14 protein-coding genes are annotated in these 18,761 nt (G+C 72.1%); 8 read left to right on the plus strand and 6 right to left on the minus strand.

Going from position 1 to position 18,761, the window contains the following annotated elements; translation table 11 throughout:
• Positions 1-22: 22 nt before the first annotated feature.
• Both ACFZCP_RS31780 and ACFZCP_RS31785 read right to left on the minus strand, forming a co-directional pair.
• Complete coding sequence (locus ACFZCP_RS31780) at positions 23-3,349, minus strand: S8 family serine peptidase (RefSeq protein WP_391433765.1); 3,327 nt, start codon at positions 3,347-3,349, stop codon at positions 23-25.
• Positions 3,350-3,514: 165 nt separating this feature from the next.
• Positions 3,515-4,057, minus strand: a complete 543-nt coding sequence (locus ACFZCP_RS31785) for a CGNR zinc finger domain-containing protein (protein WP_391433769.1) — start codon at positions 4,055-4,057, stop codon at positions 3,515-3,517.
• Positions 4,058-4,179: 122 nt separating this feature from the next.
• On the opposite strand from ACFZCP_RS31785, the gene ACFZCP_RS31790 reads away from it, so the two are divergent.
• The 7 genes from ACFZCP_RS31790 (at position 4,180) to ACFZCP_RS31820 (ending at position 11,512) form a co-directional block, all read left to right on the plus strand.
• Positions 4,180-4,632 carry a VOC family protein gene (locus ACFZCP_RS31790; protein ID WP_391433773.1) on the plus strand — a complete coding sequence of 151 codons (453 nt, stop codon included), beginning with the start codon at positions 4,180-4,182 and terminating at the stop codon, positions 4,630-4,632.
• A 2-nt stretch (positions 4,633-4,634) separates the two neighbouring features.
• The gene (locus ACFZCP_RS31795; protein WP_391433776.1) at positions 4,635-5,519 is read left to right on the plus strand and encodes a pyridoxamine 5'-phosphate oxidase family protein; all 885 of its coding nucleotides are present in this window, start codon (positions 4,635-4,637) and stop codon (positions 5,517-5,519) included.
• Between the two features lie 9 nt (positions 5,520-5,528).
• A complete protein-coding gene (locus ACFZCP_RS31800; protein WP_362691694.1) occupies positions 5,529-6,017 on the plus strand; it encodes an NUDIX hydrolase in 489 nt (162 codons plus the stop codon).
• A gap of 199 nt (positions 6,018-6,216) precedes the next feature.
• Positions 6,217-7,968, plus strand: a complete 1,752-nt coding sequence (locus tag ACFZCP_RS31805) for a TIGR03767 family metallophosphoesterase (protein ID WP_391433779.1) — start codon at positions 6,217-6,219, stop codon at positions 7,966-7,968.
• A gap of 93 nt (positions 7,969-8,061) precedes the next feature.
• Positions 8,062-9,207: a serine hydrolase gene (locus ACFZCP_RS31810; protein WP_391433783.1), complete on the plus strand. Its 1,146-nt coding sequence runs from the start codon at positions 8,062-8,064 to the stop codon at positions 9,205-9,207.
• Between the two features lie 151 nt (positions 9,208-9,358).
• Positions 9,359-10,552 carry a glycosyltransferase gene (locus ACFZCP_RS31815; RefSeq protein ID WP_391433979.1) on the plus strand — a complete coding sequence of 398 codons (1,194 nt, stop codon included), beginning with the start codon at positions 9,359-9,361 and terminating at the stop codon, positions 10,550-10,552.
• Positions 10,553-10,657: 105 nt separating this feature from the next.
• The gene (locus ACFZCP_RS31820; protein WP_391433982.1) at positions 10,658-11,512 is read left to right on the plus strand and encodes a hypothetical protein; all 855 of its coding nucleotides are present in this window, start codon (positions 10,658-10,660) and stop codon (positions 11,510-11,512) included.
• 45 nt (positions 11,513-11,557) lie between these two features.
• Here the strand turns inward: ACFZCP_RS31820 and ACFZCP_RS31825 are convergent, their stop codons facing one another.
• The 3 genes from ACFZCP_RS31825 to pepN form a co-directional block, all read right to left on the minus strand.
• Complete coding sequence (locus ACFZCP_RS31825) at positions 11,558-12,367, minus strand: GDSL-type esterase/lipase family protein (protein WP_391433787.1); 810 nt, start codon at positions 12,365-12,367, stop codon at positions 11,558-11,560.
• A gap of 177 nt (positions 12,368-12,544) precedes the next feature.
• Positions 12,545-13,582: a hypothetical protein gene (locus ACFZCP_RS31830; RefSeq protein ID WP_391433790.1), complete on the minus strand. Its 1,038-nt coding sequence runs from the start codon at positions 13,580-13,582 to the stop codon at positions 12,545-12,547.
• 207 nt (positions 13,583-13,789) lie between these two features.
• Positions 13,790-16,369: an aminopeptidase N gene (pepN, locus tag ACFZCP_RS31835; RefSeq protein WP_391433794.1), complete on the minus strand. Its 2,580-nt coding sequence runs from the start codon at positions 16,367-16,369 to the stop codon at positions 13,790-13,792.
• A 137-nt stretch (positions 16,370-16,506) separates the two neighbouring features.
• Between pepN and ACFZCP_RS31840 the strand changes: the two genes are divergently transcribed.
• The gene (locus ACFZCP_RS31840) at positions 16,507-17,172 is read left to right on the plus strand and encodes a DsbA family protein (RefSeq protein ID WP_362691715.1); all 666 of its coding nucleotides are present in this window, start codon (positions 16,507-16,509) and stop codon (positions 17,170-17,172) included.
• Positions 17,173-17,258: 86 nt separating this feature from the next.
• Here the strand turns inward: ACFZCP_RS31840 and ACFZCP_RS31845 are convergent, their stop codons facing one another.
• Entirely contained in the window at positions 17,259-18,686 is a 1,428-nt protein-coding gene (locus tag ACFZCP_RS31845) for an FGGY family carbohydrate kinase (protein ID WP_391433801.1), read from the minus strand.
• Between the last annotated feature and the right edge of the window lie 75 nt (positions 18,687-18,761).

Genomic DNA, 18,761 nt, shown 5'->3' on the forward strand with positions numbered 1-18,761 from the left:
CCCCTCACTTCAGGTCACCGGGTCACGGGGTGACCTTCTCGATCTTCACGCTGCCGGTGCCCGCGACCGTGCCGCGCGCGTTCACCAGCTGGACCTGCCCGAAGAACTCACGGCCTGCCGGAGCCTCGGCGGCGGCCGTGACCTGGCCGCTCACTGTGGCCGAGTCGCCCGTGCCGAGCTTGACCGGGGCCGGGTCGCCGACCGTGACGGTGCCGAGCGTGGGGGAGAAGAACACGTCCCGGTAGTCGTACGCGGTCGAGCCGGACGGGACCGAGTAGCCCACGACCTTGATCGTGTAGGTGCCGGCGGCCGGGGACGGGACGGAGACCGCCTCCTCCGAGTCGCCGTCCGCGGACTGCGCGACCTGCTTGCCGCTCGCGTCGTAGACGGTCAGGTCGAGGTCGGCGGCCGCGTCGGAGACGCCGCCGATGGCCACGTCGAGGGACTTGGCGCCGGCCGGGACGTCCACCGTGGTGGTCTGCGTCTCGCCCTCCTTGAGCGAGGGGCGGGCCGTCTTCGCGGAGCCCAGCGGGCCGCCGGTCAGCTTGCCGTCGAGGGCCGCGTACCGGTTGGTCACCTTCCAGGAGGCGGTGGCCGGCGTGCCCACCTTGGCCTCGGGCACGGTCACGGTCTCCGGGTCGAAGGCCGCGCCGAGGACGGAGACGTCCAGCGTGTAGGGGTTGTCGAGCAGCGGCGAGGTGCGGCGCGCCTCGACCTCGACCTCCCAGACGCCGGGCTGCGGGTCGGCGTAGGACCGCACGTCGGGCTTGCAGCCGTTGCCGTCCAGGTAGTTGACGTAGCAGTACGGGGTGCCGGTGTTGTCGACCGGCGTGCCGTACGGGTGGATCGCGATGAACCGGGTCTGGCTCTTGTCCTTCAGCCCGCCGAGCGCGACCTCCAGGGACTTGGCGCCCTCGGGCACGGTCAGGAAGTACGACTGCGTGCTGTTGCGCTGCACCGAACCCGACGCCGCGTAGGTGTGGTGGACGGGGGCGGAGACCACGACCGTGGTGAGGACCTGCTTGTCGACGCCCTCGGTCCGCGGGTCGTCGACCTCCAGGATGGCGCTCTTGATGCCGGCCGACCGCGGGGCCGCCTGGACCCTGACGGTCACCGGCTGGTTCAGCGGCAGCTTCACGACGTCGTCACCGAGGATCCGGAAGGTCCCGCCGGCGTTGTTCTCGAAGTGCAGCTCGTGCCGGACCGCCTTGTCCGGGCCGGACGTGCGGGTGAGGGTGACGTCGTACGTCTTCTTCTGCCCGGCCTTCAGGCCGCCCTCGCGGTCGTACAGGCCGGTGCCGAAGCCCGGGGTCTTGAGCGCCTGGTCGAGCGCGGTGTCGACCGGGGCCTTGACGGTGTATTCGTGCGCGGTCGCCTCGTCGCGGATCGCGTCCCACGCGTCCACGACGTTGATGCGGCCCGCGCCCTCCTCGTAGGCCTGCGCGCCCTTGATGTGGTCGGCCGTCGAGGTCAGCGCCGTGCGCAGGTTCGCGGGCGTCAGGTCGATGCCCTTCTGCTTCGCGGCGCTCAGCAGCAGCGCGCTCGCGCCCGTGGCCTGCGGGGAGGCCATCGAGGTGCCCTGGAGCATCGAGTAGCCGGCCGGCAGCGAGTAGCCCGCCTCGGTGACCGGGGAGCCGGGCAGCCAGGTCTGGGTGGTGTTGATCGCGGCGCCGGGCGCCACCAGGGTCGGTGTGAAGCCGCCGTCCTCCCGCGGGCCGCGCGAGGAGAAGGGCATCATCTGGTACTGCTTGTCCACCTGCGAGCCGTAGTTGGCGGCCCAGGTCTGCCGGGAGATGCCCGCGCCGACCGAGATCACCTTGTCCGCGAGGCCGGGGTCGCCGATGGTGTTGGCGCCGGGCCCGGAGTTGCCCGCGGAGATGACCAGCTGGACGCCGTAGGTGTCGATGAGCCGGGTGTACAGCTCGGCGCGCGCGTTGTTGCCGTCGTTCAGGGCCGGCAGGCTGCCGATCGACATGTTGACGATGTCGACGCCCCGGTTCACGACCAGGTCGATCATGCCCTCGGTGAGGGCGACGTTGGTGCAGCCGCCGGTCCAGGTGCAGGCGCGGGAGGAGACGATCTTCGCGCCCGGGGCGGCACCGTTCATCTTCCCGCCGAACAGGCCGTTGGCGGAGGTGATGCCGGCCACGTGGGTGCCGTGCTCGGACTCGATGACGCCGATGTTGACGAAGTCGGCCTTCTTGCCGGTCCAGTCGCCGCCGTACGGGTCCATCGGCACGTCCTTGCGGATCTGCACGACGAACGGCACGCGCTCCACGACGTCGGTCTTCGGGTCGTCGGTGCCGAAGTAGCCGACCTGGTAGCCGTCCTTGTACGGCTTCATCGGGGTGTCGTCGGTGAAGTCGTGGTTGTTGTTCAGGTCCAGCGTGACCGTGCCGGCCGCCGGGTCGTAGAGCACGCCCCAGCTGTCGGTGGTGTCGCCGTCCCGGTCGAGGTCGCCCTTCTCGTCCCCGCCGGTGGTGGCGGACTCCTTGAAGGTGCTGATCTCGTACGAGCCGGCCGGTGCCGTCCAGGTCTGGCCGCCGTAGCCGAAGCTCGGGCCGGAGACCGCCGTGACCATGGGGCGCCAGGTGGCGTCGCCGTCCGCGATCGGGTCGGTCGAGGTCACCCAGTCGACGATCTTGCGCTCGCCGGTGGTGGTCCTCTGCAGTGCCGGGTGGCCGAGGTCGACGCCGGAGTCGAGGATGCCGATGGTGACGCCCCGGCCGTCCGCCTTCGGGTGCTCCTCGACGAAGTCGACGGCACCGGTCTCGAAGGACGGGTTGTACGGGTTCTCGGCGGGGGTGTTCCTGTCCGGCCCGCCGAAGGAGGTCTTGCCCGAGGGGGACTTCGTGCCGTTCGGCGTCGGGTCGTCCAGCTGGATCTCCTGGCGCAGGTCGATCGCGTGTACCGAGGAGAGCTTCGCGGCGGCGGCGATGGCCGAGTCCGCCTTGCCGGTGGGGACGGTGGCCCGGACATAGCCGAGCTTGTCGTAGGTCCGGCCCACCGAGCCGCCCCCGATCGCGTCCAGTTCCCTGGCGACCTGCTCGGTCCGGCCCGGAGCGGTCGCGATCATCATCGTGACGTTCTTGTCGCCGTCCGCCTTGGCCTCGGCGAGCAGATCGGCGTCGTCCGAACCCAGCTTGCTCCGGTCGGACTTGACGCCGGGGCCGGTGGCCGGGGCCGGTGGGGTTGCCTCCCGCGCGTGGAGGAGTGCGGGAGTGTCCGCGGCGAGGGCCAGGGGTATCGGCCCGGCCGCGGAGAGAGCGGCCACCACGCCCACGGCCACGGCTATGCGGGCCAGGCGTCTCGGACCGGGTATCGGGTCACGCTCGGGGGTCTGGGTCATCGGCATCCCTTGTAGGTGAAATGTGCTGTGCCGGACGAGGGCACAGCTTCACCCAACGGACGGGATTTTGGTGACCGTTGACCGAATCGATATCGATGTATGGGGAAAACCCGCGATGGGTTCTGACCGGATAAAGGCTGAACGATTGCGTATTCGCCGATTCGCTCAGCTCTCCTTGGAACGGGCGTAATGCCGGGACGCCTTGGCCCGGTTGCCGCACGCGGCCATGGAGCACCAGCGGCGGGTGCCGTTCCTGGACGTGTCGTAGAAGTGCAGGACGCATGCCTCGTGGGCGCAGGGGCGGATCCGGTCCGGGGCCTCGGCGAGCAGCTTCAGGTAGTTGCGGGCGGCCAGCCAGGCCGGCCCCCAGGACGGGTCGGCGAACTCGGGCTCCTCGGCCGCGCCCTCGGCGGTCAGCCGGGCCCGGATGCGCCCGTGCGCGAGGACGGCGTCGACGAGCGGCGCGCCCTCGGCCGGTGACCCGTCCACCGCGGCCCTGATCGCCTCACGGGACTCGCGCAGATGGCGCAGCGTGTCCTCGTCGGCCGCATGGGTGCCGTCCAGTCCGTTGGCGGCCAGCCATACGGCCAGCCCCTCGGTGTCGGTGAGCAGGTCCTGGGTGACGCCCTCGCGGTTCCACCGGGTGTTGAGCAGGTCGAGGGCGAGGGGCTCGCCGGTGAGCGGGCGGGGATCGCGGGCGGCGGACATGGGGCACTCCTTCGTGGCTAACCGTTAAAGAGTACGTGACCGGTTGACTCTCTCGCATCTAACCTTCTAGTGTTGATTACGACGGTTAGACAGCCCGACAGGGCGGCCCGAAGGGGAGAGCCATGACCTTGCGCACCGGCCACACCGGCCTGAACGTCACCGACCTCGAACGCTCGCTCGCCTTCTACCGGGACGTCCTGGGCTTCGCGCTGCTCGCCGAGGGCAAGGAGGACGGCCGCCGGTACGCCTTCCTCGGCGAGCGGGACGGCGAGGGCGGGCCCGTCCTCACCCTCTGGCAGCAGGCGCAGGAGTCCTACGACGGCCGCCGGGCCGGACTGCACCACCTGGCCTTCGCGGCCGGCTCGGCGGACCGCGTCCGGGAGTACGAGACGGCGCTGCGCGGTGCCGGGGTGGAGTTCCACCACGAGGGCGTGGTCGCCCACGGAGAGGGTGCCGCCTCGGGCGGGATCTTCTTCCACGACCCCGACGGCACCCGCCTGGAGATCTCCGCACCGCTCGGCGCCGAGCAGGCACCGGCCCCGCACGCCTCCGCTCCGACCTGCGGCTTCTTCTAGCCATGAGCGGGTATCACGCGGGCTCGCGCGCCCTGCAGGACCTGGCCGGGGTGCGCGAGCGTGCCGACCACGTCGGCCGCTCCCTCGGCCAGGACATCAAACCGGTCGCGGCGGCCTTCCTGGGCATCCAGCCCCTGCTGGTCGTGGGGGCGGCGGATCCCGGCACCGGCCGGGTGTGGGCCTCGCCGCTCGCCGGCGCACCCGGTTTCGCGCGGGCCACCGGGGCGCGGCAGATGTCCGTCGCGGGAGGGCCACCCCCGGCCGACCCTCTCGCGGCGGCCCTGGCCACCCCGGGCACGCGCGTCGGCACCATCGCCCTCGACCCCCGCACCCGCCGCCGCATGCGCCTCAACGGCCGGCTGCGGCCCACGGCCCGGGGCTTCGCCGTCACGGCGGACCAGGTGTTCTCCAACTGCCCGAAGTACATCCAGCGCAGGGCGGGCTACGAGACCGTGGACCGCACGCCGGGCAGGCCCCGGCGAGACGTCGAACTGACCTCCGAGCAGCGGGAGTTCATCGCCGCCGCCGACACCTTCTTCCTGGCCACGGTCCACGACCGCGGCGCCGACGCCAGCCACCGCGGCGGCAACCCCGGATTCGTCCGAGCCGTCTCACCGCGCGTGCTGACCTGGCCCGACTACCCCGGCAACGCCATGTTCCTCACCCTCGGCAACCTGCGCACCGACCCCCGCGCCGGTGTGCTCTTCCTGGACTGGACGAGCGGCACGGCCCTCCAGCTCACCGGAGAGGCGCACACCACGTTCGGCCCCGACGGCGGGCGGACGGTCCGCTTCACCGTCACGGAGGTGCTGGAGAGGGCCGCCGCAGTTCCGCTGCGCTGGTCCGCGCCCGAATATTCCCCCGCCAACCCGGAGCCCGCGCGCTAACGTCCGTCCATGCGACGGAAGCTGAGGGTGGCGGCCTACGCCGTGTGCGTCCGCGACGGACAGATCCTGCTCGCCCGTTCCCCGGGCCCCGACGGCGTTCCCGAGTGGGTCCTGCCGGGCGGCGGCATGGAGCACGGCGAGGACCCGTACGACACCGTCCGCCGCGAGGTGACCGAGGAGACCGGCTACCGCATCCGGGTGACCGGTCTGCTCGGCGTGGACTCCAGCCGGCGGGTCCTGCGCAGCGGACGCCTGCGCCGCCTCGGCGACCACCAGGGCCTGCGGATCCTCTACGAGGGCGGGATCACCGGCGGCGAACTGCGCCACGAGGTCGGCGGTTCCACCGACTTCGCCGCCTGGCAGGACCTGGACGCCGTGCCCGGCCTGAACCGGGTGCGCCTGGTCGACGTGGCGCTGCGGCTGTGGCGCGAGCGTCCGGCGGACGGACATCTCGCCCCGCAGACCCGTCCCCTACCCCAGGAGATGAACGGGGAGTAACCGGCCTTGGGCCGCTTGCAATCCACTCCATGGCCGCGCCCCTACCCCGAGATCCACGTACGGTGATCGGCGCTGCGCGTTGCTGTCGTGTTCACGCACAGGTCATCCCCGGTGCCAAGCATCCGAAGTGAGCGGGAAGTTCGCGAGAGCGATCGCCCGCGACCACAGTCGACGCGCTCGCACTCGGGGAGATCGCGCCATGTCGCGCATACGCTCTGTCGCCACCTCCGCTCTGGGGGTCCACCGTCGTACCGTCCTCGCCGCCGCCGGGGCGGTCTCGCTCTCCGCGGGCGTGGGCTACGCCCTGCGCCCCACCGACAGCGAGGCCGCCACCACCACCGAGGCGCCCGTCGCCCACTCCCGGCAGGCCGCGGCGGCGGGCCCGCTCGCCCCCTACACCAAGGGCACCACCCTCGCCTCCGTCGCCGCCCCCCGTAACAGCTCCGGCTACCGGCGCCTCGGCGACGGCCCCGGCTGGAAGCGGGTCGTGCGCAGCGAACTGGCCGCGCCGAATTCCGGCCGCGCGGGCCGCCGCACGACGCTCGCCGCGTTCGTGCAGTTCACCGACCTGCACCTGATGGACGTTCAGCACCCGCTGCGCCTGGAGTACCTGCGCTCCGCCGACCCGCACGCCTGGCGCCCGCACGAGGCGCTGACCGTGCCCGGCGCCATCTCGCTCGTCGAGCGGGTCAACGCGCTGCACGGCGCCCCCGTCACCGGCGCCCCGCTGCACTTCGTCATGACCACCGGCGACAACACCGACAACAACGCCCACTCCGAGCTGGAGTGGTTCATGAAGGTGATGAGCGGCGGCCGGATCACCCCCAGCAGCGGGGACCCGCGGCACTACGAGGGCGTGCAGAACAGCGGCCTCAAGCTGTACTGGCAGCCCGACTCCACCGCCCGCGACGGCGACAAGGCGCTCGGCTTCCCGCACCTGAAGGGCTTCCTGGCCGCCGCGACCCGCGAGGTGAAGAGCCCCGGACTCAACCTGCCCTGGTACTCCACCGTCGGCAACCACGACGCCCTCCCGCTCGGCTGCTACGGCTCCCACGGCGACCGCTACCTCGCCGAGGCGGCCATCGGCGGCAAGAAGCTGATGAACGTCTCCGCCGCCGAGGCCAAGAAGCTCCAGGACGCCATCAAGAACGCCACGGACCCCAAGGGCGTCGGCTACCGCGACTTCCTCAAGGCGCACGCCCGCTCGATGCACTCGGTCACCCCGGACGAGAAGCGGGCCCCGTATACCTCCGCGGACTATCTCAAGGCCCACCTGGACCCCGCCCACCAGGGCCACGGCCCGGTCGGCCACGGCTACTCCTCGGCGAACCTGGACGCGGGCACCCAGTACTACGCCTTCCGCATCTCCGACGACGTCATCGGCATCAGCCTCGACACCACCGACGCCGGCGGCCACTACGAGGGCTCCATCGGCACCGCCCAGCTGAACTGGCTCCAGAAGACGCTCAAGGACAACAAGGACTCCTACGCCGTCGTCTTCAGCCACCACACCAGCAAGACGATGACCAACACCCGCCCCGACCCGCACCGCCCGGGGGAGCGCCGCCACGACGGCGCCGAGGTGATCTCGGTCCTCGCCTCCCACAGCAACGTGCTGGCCTGGGTGAACGGGCACATCCACAAGAACGTCATCACCCCGCACAAGGCCTCCGGCGGCCGCTCCTTCTGGGAGATCTCCACCGCCTCGCACGTCGACTACCCGCAGCTCGCCCGCGTCATCGAGCTGGTGGACAACAAGGACGGCACGCTCTCCGTCTTCACCACCCTGATCGAGTCGGCGGCCCCGCACCGCACCGACTTCGCCGACCTCTCGCAGACCGGCCTCGCCGCCCTCTACCGCGAGCTGTCCTTCAACGCCCCCGGTGCCAGCAAGACCCTCGCGGGCAGCGCGGACGACCGGAACACCGAGCTGGTGCTGAAGAAGGGCTGAAAGTCACTCAACTGGCCTACAAAGGCGCAACCTTCGCACACCTCCACCAGTCCCTCCCCCCGACCGAACCGAACGGCACAGTTGGGGGAAGGCATGCGTGTACGAACGACTCTGGTGGGCGTGACCGCCCTGCTCGTCTCGGCCGCCGTGGCGGGCCCGGCCGTCGCGGCCGGACCGGCCACGGGCGGGCACCTCGGCGACGGCCACCCGGCCACCCGCCGCGCGATCGAGGCGGCGGTCCGGGCCGGCGTGCCCGGGGTGACCGCCACCGAGAAGGACGCCCACGGCACCTGGTCCGCGACCGCCGGCGTGGGCGACCTGCACACGGGCGCGCCGCGCTCGACGGCCGACCGCTACCGGGTCGGCAGCATCACCAAGACCTTCGTCTCCACCGTCCTGCTCCAGCTGGAGGCGGAGGGCAGGCTCTCCCTGGACGACACGGTGGACCACTGGCTGCCCGGAGTGGTGCGGGGTCACGGCCACGACGGCCGCCGGATCACCGTCCGCCAGGTCCTCAACCACACCAGCGGCATCTACGGATACACCGCCGACGACGGCTTCGCCCGCGACTACTTCACCAAGGACGGCTTCTTCGCGCACCGCTACGACACGCTCACCCCGCTCGGCCTGGTGGCGATCGCGATGAAGCACGAGCCCGACTTCGCACCGGGCACGTCCTGGAAGTACTCCAACACCAACTACGTCGTGGCCGGCATGGTGATCGAGAAGGTGACCGGGCACTCGTACGCCACGGAAATCACCCGCCGCATCATCGACCCCCTGCACCTCACGGCCACCTCCCTGCCCGGCACCCGGGTCACGGTCCCGCGGCCCAGCAGCCGCGCCTACTCGAAATTCACGGACCCGGCGGGCCCCACGTACGACGCCACGAACCTCAATCCGTCCATCGCCTCCTCGGCCGGCGAAATGATCTCGGATTCCGCGGACCTCGATCGTTTCTACGGCGCGCTGCTGCGTGGCGAACTCCTTCCGCCGAAGCAGCTGAAGGAAATGAAGACCACCGTGAAAACCGGCGGCTCCCCGGACATCGGCTACGGTCTCGGACTCATCGACACCACGCTGACCTGCGGTGTTCATGTCTGGGGTCATGACGGCGGGATCCACGGCTCCCAGTCCGCGGCGGTGGTGACGGCGGACGGCCGCCATGCGCTGGCCCTGAATTTCAACGGGGACTGGAGCGGAGACGCGCTCGCCGTGATCGAAGGGGAATTCTGTTAGGCAACGTTTCATGCGCGTAGTTCTGCGTTAACTCGTACGTAATGTCCGTACCGCCTCATATCGGCTAACCCGCGATGGACGGGGATGGCTCGATCTTCTCGATCATTTATGCAAGGCGGGTGGTCGTGTGCGTACGAGGCACGGACTGCGTGTGCTGTCGGTCTACGAGGGCTTCTTCTCCGGAGGTGCCCGGATCGTGCACAGCGACGTCGTACGGGGACTGGCCGAGGGCGGCCAGTCCCACCAGGTACTCAGCATCCACGGAGAGGTCCACCGCGAGGCCACCCGGCAGCGGATGGAGGACGATCCCTGCTACCGGTCGCTCACGGCCGGCGGCGTCGCGGTCACCTCGCTGGGGCGCACCGCGGGCCTGGTGGACGGATCGGTCGCGGCATCGGTTTTCAGCGGACCGGAGCTGGCCGAAACCGCACGGGCCATGGCCGCGGCCGATGTGATCCTCTCCCTCAAGGAACAGCCGCTCGCCCTCCTGAACCAGGGCGGCCTGCCGCGCCGCCCCGTCGTGGTCGGCCTGCACCGCTCCGACCCCGAGAACCAGGGTCCCGCCCTGGACGAGCTGAAGGCCGCGATCGCCGACGGCACGGTGGTGGCGTGCGTGTGCTGCGCCGAGTCGACCCGGGCGGCGTACGAGGCCGCCGGCATCCCCGGCGAGGTGCTGCACGTCATTCCCAACGGCGTGGACCTGCTCCGCTTCCGCCCGGACCCGGCGGCCCGCCTGGCGTTCCGCGCCTCCCTGGGCATCCCGGCCGCCGCACCGTTGATCGTCTTCGCGGCCCGCTACGCCACGATGAAGAACGTCCCGCTCCTCCTGAGGGCCGCCCGGGCCTTCCTCGCCCGCGAGCCCGAGGGCCACGTCCTGATGTGCGGCGCGGGCATGAACGAGGCGAACCCGGCCCTGTGGGCCGACATCGAGATCGCGTTCGGCGCGGACCGGCACCTTGCGGAAAGGATTCGTCTCCTCGGTGTGCGCCGCGACATGGAGACCGTCTACGCCGGCGCCGATGTCGTCGCGCTGACCTCGGCCTCCGGGGAGGCGGCGCCGCTGTGCCTGATCGAGGGCATGATGTGCGGCGCCGTACCCGTGACCACCGACGTGGGCGACAGCGCGGAGATCGTCCGGGGCCACGGCTTCGTGACCCCGCAGGACCCGGAGGCCATAGCCCTGGCCTGGACGGCGGCGGTGGCCGGCCGCGCCGGCCTCGCCCCGGCGCTGGCGGCCAGCCGCGAACGCTTCAGCCGTACGCGCATGATCGCGGCGTACGCCGCGCTGCTCGACGACGTCCACATGCAGGCCTCGCCGGTGCCGACGATGCCCGAGCCGCATTAGCGGTACCGGGCGGGAGGCACGGGCGGCGCGCTTCGGTACGGTGACCCCCGTGCCCCGGACCGGTCCTGGGGCGGCGTCGGAACGACGGGGGAGACCGAGTTGATCCTGCGATCAGGGAGAAGACGGGGCGCCGCTGCCGCGCTCTGGGCCGTTGCCGTGCTGTTCCTCGGGGCGTGCGGGAAACAGGTGGCCGGCGCGACGGACGGGGCCTCGCCGCTGCCCTGGACCACGGCGGAGCCCTCCGGTGTCACCGGAGCCCGCCTCGGCGCCGACGGCCGCACACTGAGCCTCGACACACAGGTACCGAGCGGTGCACGCGCCTGTGTGAAGGATCTCAAGGCCGTCGTCACGGACCGGGTCAACGGCGCCGTCTGGGTGCAGATCACCTTCGTCTCGCCGGAGGGGGACACGCGCTCCGGATGCACCACGCAGAAGCCGGCCACGGCGCGGGTGCGGCTGCCCGGGCCGCTCGGCAGGCAGGACCTGATCGTCGACCACGACACCCACTTCACCCTCGACGGCGCGAAGCCGCCCGCGCTGCGGCTGTGCGGGCGGCTCGGCTGCCACCCGCCGGCCACCGGCTGCACCACCCACTCCTACGAACAGGCCCTGGTGGCGGCCGACGCGCCCGAGCACGCGTACCGGGACGCGGAGCACTGCGACGGGAAGTGGCTGGTGCTGGACTTCTCCTGGCGCACGGGACCGGCCTGCGACGACACCTCGGATCCCGCCTGCTCGTCGGCGCTGGGCGACCGCTGGTTCTTCCGGGCCGGGAAGTCCGGGTGGGTGCCGTTCCTCGAAAGTGTGCGGGGAGGCTGCCGGGACGTGCAGCGCAGGCAGCCGAGGTTCCCGGCCGCGCTGTGCGGGTCGCTGGCCCCGCTGCCCGCCAGGCTGCACCCCAGCTACCCCCCGCCGTCCGCGTCGCCCTCCGTCCCGTCGTCCGCGTCGCCCTCCGCCTAGCCTTGTCCGTCCCGACCCGGGCGCGACCCGGGCACGCGGCGGGCTTCAGGACGCGCGGGTGAGGACCGGGAGGTAGCCGAGGGACTGCCCGGGTGCGTTGGGGTGGTACGACTCGGTGATAGCCAGCACGTCGACGCTGTGCAGCCAGGGGCTGGCGGAGCAGATCTCATGGCCCTCGAAGGCCGCGGTGACGTCGGCGAAGGTGAATCCGTGCGCGGCGGCGCGCCGGGCGATCACCTCGTTGAGGTGGTCCACGGCCCCGTTGACGGCGGCGCGCTCGGAGTCCGCGAGGCCCAGCGCACAGCTGCCCCTGAGCCGGTACAGATGCGGATAGCCGAGCACCACGACGTGCGCGGCGGGAGCCTTGTCCCTGATGGCCGAGTAGAGACGGTCGAGGTTGTCCCGCAGGGGCCCGTCCATCGTGGTGCGGGCGCCGGAGACGGCGGACAGGCACCGGGTGGCGCCGCCCAGCGCGCAGGTCGTCATGGCGCCGGAGAAGCCGGCGTCGGCACCGCCCGCGGTGAGGGTGACCAGGCCGGTGCGCGGGCCGAGGGTGCCGAGCTGGTCGTGCAGGATGTCGGTCGTGCCGGCGCCGTTGCAGGCGAGGAAGCTGAAGGACGACGGCGCATGGGCTTCGGCCCACAGGACGGGGTAGGCGTGGCTGCTGCGCTTGCAGCCCTTGTCCGGAGGCAGGTAGTCGCCGGCTCCGGCACCGGAGGAGTAGGAGTCACCGAGGGCCGCATAGGCCACGGCCGGGTCCGGGGACGCCACCTGTGCCGTCGCGGGGTCGGCGAAGGCGCAGGCGGCCGCGAGGAGGAGGGAAGCCGTGCCGGCCGCTGTTCGGGACTGTCTCATGTGTCTCCTGTACCGCGGCCCGCACCGGCCCCGCCCGCCGTGCTGCGCCGCCCGGGTGACTCCTCACCCGGGCGGCGCAGCAGAAGTTGCCGGGGCGCCGTACATGCACGAGGAGGGGCCGCCGGTGTCAGGCCCGGCGGCCCCTCCTCTCCCCTCCTGATGCTCCCCGGTCCGTCACTACCGGGGCAGCACCACGACGTACGCGGCCGGATCACGGTCGCCCGACGCCATCAGCGCCGTACGGACCACCGCCGCCTGCTGCTCCAGGGCCCCCCTGAGCTTCCTGGGGGTGATGTAGACGACGGTGATCCCGAGGCGTTCCAGGTTCTCCCGCTTGCGGGCGTACTCCGACCACAGCGCGTCCTCGTCCTGGCGCGGCGCCCGGGTGTCCAGTTCCACCGCCACGGCCTGCTCCGGCCAGTAGGCGTCCACGCCGCCCAGGTGGGGGCCGCCGGGCAGGCGCAGGTCCACGTTCCAGACCGGGTCGGGCAGGCCGTACTCGCGCACCATCCGGTACAGCCGGTCCTCCGCGATCGCCCGGCCCTCGGCGAGCAGCGAGTCCACCGCGTCCACCACGTGCGGCCGGGTCAGCAGCTTCGCCGCGGTCAACTCCCGCACCACCGAGGCGGGTTCGCAGTGCCCGGCGCGCACCGCCTCGGTCAGCAGGCGGCGCACCACGTCCGCGTCGCTCAGCTCCGCCACCGCGTCCGCCAGGGCGCGCGGCACCGGCGCCACCGGAAGTCCCGTCACCGCGCGGGGAGTCGGCAGGGAGGCGGTGCGCAGGACCCGCACGTACCCGGCCGAGCGCAGCCGGCGCATGCGCGGGACCAGGACGTCGACGTGGTCGAGCGACAGCAGGGGCGGGGCGGACGAGAAGCCGTGCAGGGTCAGGGCGGCCAGGCCCGTGATCACGGCCTCCGCGTACACCGGTCGGTGCGGGTCCTCGGCGCTGGGCTGCGAGGGGACGCCCGATGTCGTCTCGCGCGCCGCGTACAGCAGCGCCCCGTGCAGCCGCTCCTCGCTCGTCGGGGGGCCGGGGTGGAGCAGGACCACGTTCGGCAGGAGCACCTGCCAGGGGCCGCCGGGGCGGCACTGTTCGGTCAGGGCGGCGGAGGTCACGCCGTGGGTGTGGAGCTGGGCCGCCGTCAGGACGCGGCGGTGGACCTCGGAGAGGTGGCGCAGGGGGCGGGGGGAGAGCGGGGTGTTGTGCGTCATGGCGTCGAACTTTCCGCGCTTCGTCCCGCCTTTAACCGCTGTTACAGAGCCGTCGATGAATGCGGACAAGGTGGTACTAAAGGACGGATGTTCGGGTGTCGAGTAGGCAGCGAAAACCCCTGGTCCGATCGGGTGCGGACCAGGGGTTACGGCTCCTATTGCCTGAATTCCGTAACGGTCACCGGAGCAGCGACCTCAGGCCAAGGCTCAGGCGCGGGCTGCCGCCGCGTCGCACGTCTGTCCGCGCAGCGACCGCGCCAGGTCGTCCCGCGCCTCCAGCACGAGGCGGCGCAGCGCCGGAGCCGCGTCCGCGTGGGCCGTGAGCCACGCGTCCGTCGCGTCCAGCGTCTCCTGCCGGTCCTGGAAGGAGGGGAACAGGCCCCGCACCACATCCATGCCGATCTGGATCGACCGCTCCTGCCACAACCGCGCGATCGCGGCGAAGTACTTCTCGGCGTACGGCGCCGTCAGCTCCCGCTGCGAGGGCTGGTCGAAGCCCGCGATGGTGGCCTCCACCAGCGCGTTCGACAGGCTGTCGGACTCCACCAGCTGCGCCCAGGCCTGGGCCTTGACCGCCTGCGACGGGCGCGCGGCCAGACAGCGGACCTGGTGCCGCTTGCCGGACGCCGTGTCGTCGCGGGCCAGTTCGGCCGCGAGGACGGACTCGTCGGCCACCCCGTGGGCCGCCAGCGGCTCCAGGAAGGACCAGCGCAGCTCCTGGTCCACCTCCAGGCCCTCGATCGTCTCCGCGCCGTCCAGCAGGTCCTTCAGCAGCGCGAGGTCGGCCTCGGCGGAGGCGGCCGTCGCGAAGAAACGCGCCCAGGCCAGCTGGTGTTCGCTGCCCGCCCGAGCCGCCCGCAGCTCCCGCAGCGCACCCTCGGCGAGCAGTTCCCCGCCCGTCGCCCGCCAGGCGGGATCGGCGTAGTGCACCAGCGCCGAGTGCGCCCACGTGTGCAGCATCTGCAGCACACCGATGTCGGACTCGCGGCCCCCGAACCGCAGCACCAGGTCGACGAAGTCCCGGGCCGGCAGCAGCGCGTCCCGGGTCATGTTCCACAGCGCCGACCAGCACAGCGCGCGGGCCAGCGGGTCGGTCAGCGCGCCCAGGTGCCCGCGCAGGGTGGCCAGCGAGGTCTCGTCGAAGCGGATCTTGCAGTAGGTCAGGTCGTCGTCGTTGACCAGCACCAGCTCCGGGGCCTCGGCGCCGGCCAGGTCCGCCACGACCGTGCGCGGGCCCTCGATGTCGGTCTCCACGCGCGCGTACCGCGTAAGCGCGCCCTCGGGCGTCCGGCGGTACAGACCCACCGCGATCCGGTGCGGGCGCTCCTCGGGGTACGCCTCCGGCGCCTCCTGCACCACCGCCAGCTCGGCGACGCGGCCCTCGGCGTCCAGCAGCACCTGCGGGGTCAGTGAGTTCACGCCGGCCGTCTGCAGCCAGGAGTGCGCCCACGCCGTCATGTCCCGGCCGCTGGTCTCCGCCAGCACCGACAGCAGGTCGCCCAGGCGCGTGTTGCCGTACGCGTTGCGCTTGAAGTAGCGGCGGGCACCCTCCAGGAACGCGTCCTCGCCGACATACGCCACCAGCTGCTTGAGCACGGAGGCGCCCTTGGCGTAGGTGATGCCGTCGAAGTTCAGCTTGGCGTCCTGCAGGTCGCGGATGTCGGCCGTGACCGGGTGCGTGGAGGGCAGCTGGTCCGCGCGGTAGGCCCAGGCCTTGCGGCGGTTGGCGAAGGTGATCCAGGCGTCGGTGAAGCGGGTCGCGCCGACGTTCGCGAACGTGCCCATGAAGTCCGCGAAGGACTCCTTCAGCCACAGGTCGTCCCACCACTCCATGGTGACCAGGTCGCCGAACCACATGTGCGCCATCTCGTGCAGGACGACGTTCGCCCGTGCCTCGTACGACGCCTGCGTCACCTTGCCGCGGAAGATGTACTCCTCGCGGAAGGTGACCAGACCGGGGTTCTCCATCGCGCCCAGGTTGTACTCGGGCACGAACGCCTGGTCGTACTTCCCGAACGGGTACGGGTAGTCGAAGTGGTCGTGGAAGAAGTCCAGGCCCTGCTTGGTGACCAGGAAGACGTCGTCGGCGTCGAAGTAGGGCGAAAGACCCTTGCGGCACAGGGCGCCGAGCGGGATCTCCAGCTTCGTCCCGTCCTCGAAGGTCCGCTCGTAGGAGTCGGTCACGTAGTGGTACGGGCCCGCCACCACGCACGTGATGTACGTCGAGATCGGCTTCGTCTCCGCGAAGCGCCACACGCCCTCGGCGAGCTCGCCCGCCCCGTTGCTCCACACCGTCCAGCCCTCGGGCGCCTGCACCTCGAAGCGGTAGGGGGCCTTGAGGTCGGGCTGCTCGAAGTTCGCGAAGACACGGCGGGCGTCGGCCGGCTCGTACTGCGTGTAGAGGTAGACCTCGTCGTCCTCGGGGTCCACGAAGCGGTGCATGCCCTCGCCGGTGCGGGAGTAGGCGCACCGGGCGTCGACGGTCAGCTCGTTCTCCGCGGCCAGGTCCTCCAGGAGGATCCGGGAGCCGTCGAAGACCTCGCCGGGGTCCAGGTCCTTCCCGTTGAGCGTGACGGAGGTCACGTTCGGAGCGATCAGGTCGGCGAAGCTCGCCGCGCCGGGCTCGTTGCAGCGGAACCTGATCGTGGTCACCGAGCGGAACGTGCGTGGCTCCCCGCCGCCGTCGCCGACGGCGGAGCGCAGGTCCAGCGCCACCTCGTACCCGTCCACGGACAGCAGAGCGGCCCGCTCCCGGGCCTCCTCGCGGGTCAGATTCTCACCGGGCACGGGCGGCACTCCCTCGTGATCGCTTGAACGCCTGAACAGGACCGATCCTGCCACGTGCCCCTGACGCGGGGCACCAGGGAATGGGGATGCGCGAGGCGATGTTGACCGTTCAAAAGAACGCCTCGCCGAGGAGAGACATGTCCGAGACCGTGACCACCCCGTCCGGCAAGACCCCCGTGGACTTCTGGTTCGACCCGCTGTGCCCCTGGGCCTGGATGACCTCCCGCTGGGTGCTGGAGGTCGAGAAGGTCCGGGACATCGAGGTCCGCTGGCACATCATGAGCCTCGCCGTCCTCAACGAGGACAGGCTGGACGAGCTGCCCGAGGAGTACCGGGACATGCTCGCCACCAAGGCCTGGCAGCCGGTGCGCGTGGTGACCGCCGCCTGGCAGAAGCACGGCGAGGACGTCCTGGGCCCGCTGTACACCGCGCTCGGCACCCGCATCCACAACGACGGCGAGGGCCCGACCCTGGCGGCCGTCGCCGGTGCGCTCGCGGACGTCGGCCTGCCCGCCGAGCTGATCGACTACGCCGAGCAGAAGGACTTCGAGTTCGACGCCGAGCTGCGCGCCTCCCACAAGGAGGGCATCGAGAAGGTCGGCCAGGACGTCGGCACCCCCGTCATCGCGGTGCCGGGCCCCGACGGCGAGCAGATCGCCTTCTTCGGCCCGGTCGTCACCCCCGCCCCCAAGGGCGAGGAGGCGGCCCGCCTGTGGGACGGCACCCTCGCGGTCGCCTCCGTCCCGGGCTTCTACGAGATCAAGCGGACCCGCACCAAGGGCCCCGACTTCAGCAACCTGTAGGCGCCGGCTTCGGCAACCTGTGCAGGCCCCCGCTTCGGCAAGTGGCAGGCCCCCGCACGGCTGCGCATCTCCCCGGACGGGCCCGGTCAGCACCGGGCCCGTTCCCGTGCCGCGGCCAGCCGCTCCAGGTGCTCCTCGTACCCCTTCGCGTAGTACGCCGCCCGCGCAGCGTCCGGCTCCACCACTCGCGTCGGCCCGGTCCAGGCCGCCGTGTCCAGGGCGACCCCGAACCGCTCGGCCGCCGCCAGCACCGCGCCCCGGGCGCCCACCTCGCCCTCGGTCACCCGCAGCGGGCGGCCCAGGACATCGGCCAGCAGCCGCATCCAGGCGGGGCTGCGGGTACCGCCGCCGCACACGGCGAGGGAACCGCTCAGACCCGCCGCCGCCAGACAGTGCCGGGCCGCGTACCCGATGCCCTCGCAGGTGGCGCGGATCAGATCGGCGGGCGTCGACTCCAGGCAGACGCCCGTGAGTTCGGCACGCAGCCCGGGCTCCACGAAGGGGGCCCGCTCCCCGGAGGGCGCGAAGTACGGCAGCACCCGCACCCCGTGCGCGCCGGGCGGCGTGGCGGCCAGCAGCGCATCGACCTCCGGGTACCGCACGCCCGTGGTGCGCAGCACCCAGTCCAGGGCCGCCGTGCCGACCATCGCGGGCATCGCGCGCAGCCAGTGGCCGGGCCGGTCGGTGGAGATGTACAGCCCGGCCGGTTCACCCCCGAGGTCCAGCTCCGTGGTGGCGGCCAGGCCGGCCAGGCAGGTGCCGACGATCAGCAGGCCGTCCCCGGGCGCGGTGACGCCCGCGCCGAGCGCGCAGGCGGGCAGGTCGTACGGTCCGTTCGCCAGCCGGGTGCCGGCCGGCAGGCCCGCGCCGCATGTTTCGGCCGTCGCCACCGGGTCGGCCACCGCGGCGAGCAGCCCGCGGCGGTGGGTCAGCCCGAGCAGCTCCACGACCCCGTTGTCGTAGGACCGGGTGCGCGGGTCCAGGAACGGCATCGACGCGTCCGACACGTCCGTGACCGCACGGGCCCCGCCGGTCAGCCGCTGGAAGACCATGTCCTTGCAGTAGACGGCCGCGGCGGCCGCGTCCAGGGACGCCGGCTCGTGCCGGTCCAGCCAGGCCAGCAGCGGGCCCGGGCAGCCCGGGAACATGGCGCTGCCGGTGCGCCGGAAGACGGCCTCGAAGGTGCCGTCCGCGAGCCACTGGTCCACCAGGGCGTGGGCCCGGCCGTCCATCCAGGAGAGGGCGGGCCGTACCGGGTGGCCCGCCGCGTCCACCAGCCACACCCCGTCGCCCTGCCCGGTCAGCCCGGCCAGCTCCACCGGCTCCGGCACCCGCGCGCTCACCGCCTCCAGCACGGCGAGGACGGCCGCGTACACCTCCTCCATGTCCTGCTCCACGGCCCCGTCGCGCAGATCGAGCCCCACCGGCCGTGCCTCGACGGCCCGTTCACGGCCCGAGGCGTCGAAGGCGGCGGCCTTCACCATGGACGTGCCCACATCGATCCCGACGAACATGCGGCTCCCCACTTCCTGGCTCGTTCGCCCACGACGGCGCCTGGGCCGGTGCCCGGAGCGCGATCGTGCTCAGCC

The organism is Streptomyces sp. NPDC007971 (genome assembly GCF_042958635.1).
Taxonomy (GTDB): domain Bacteria; phylum Actinomycetota; class Actinomycetes; order Streptomycetales; family Streptomycetaceae; genus Streptomyces.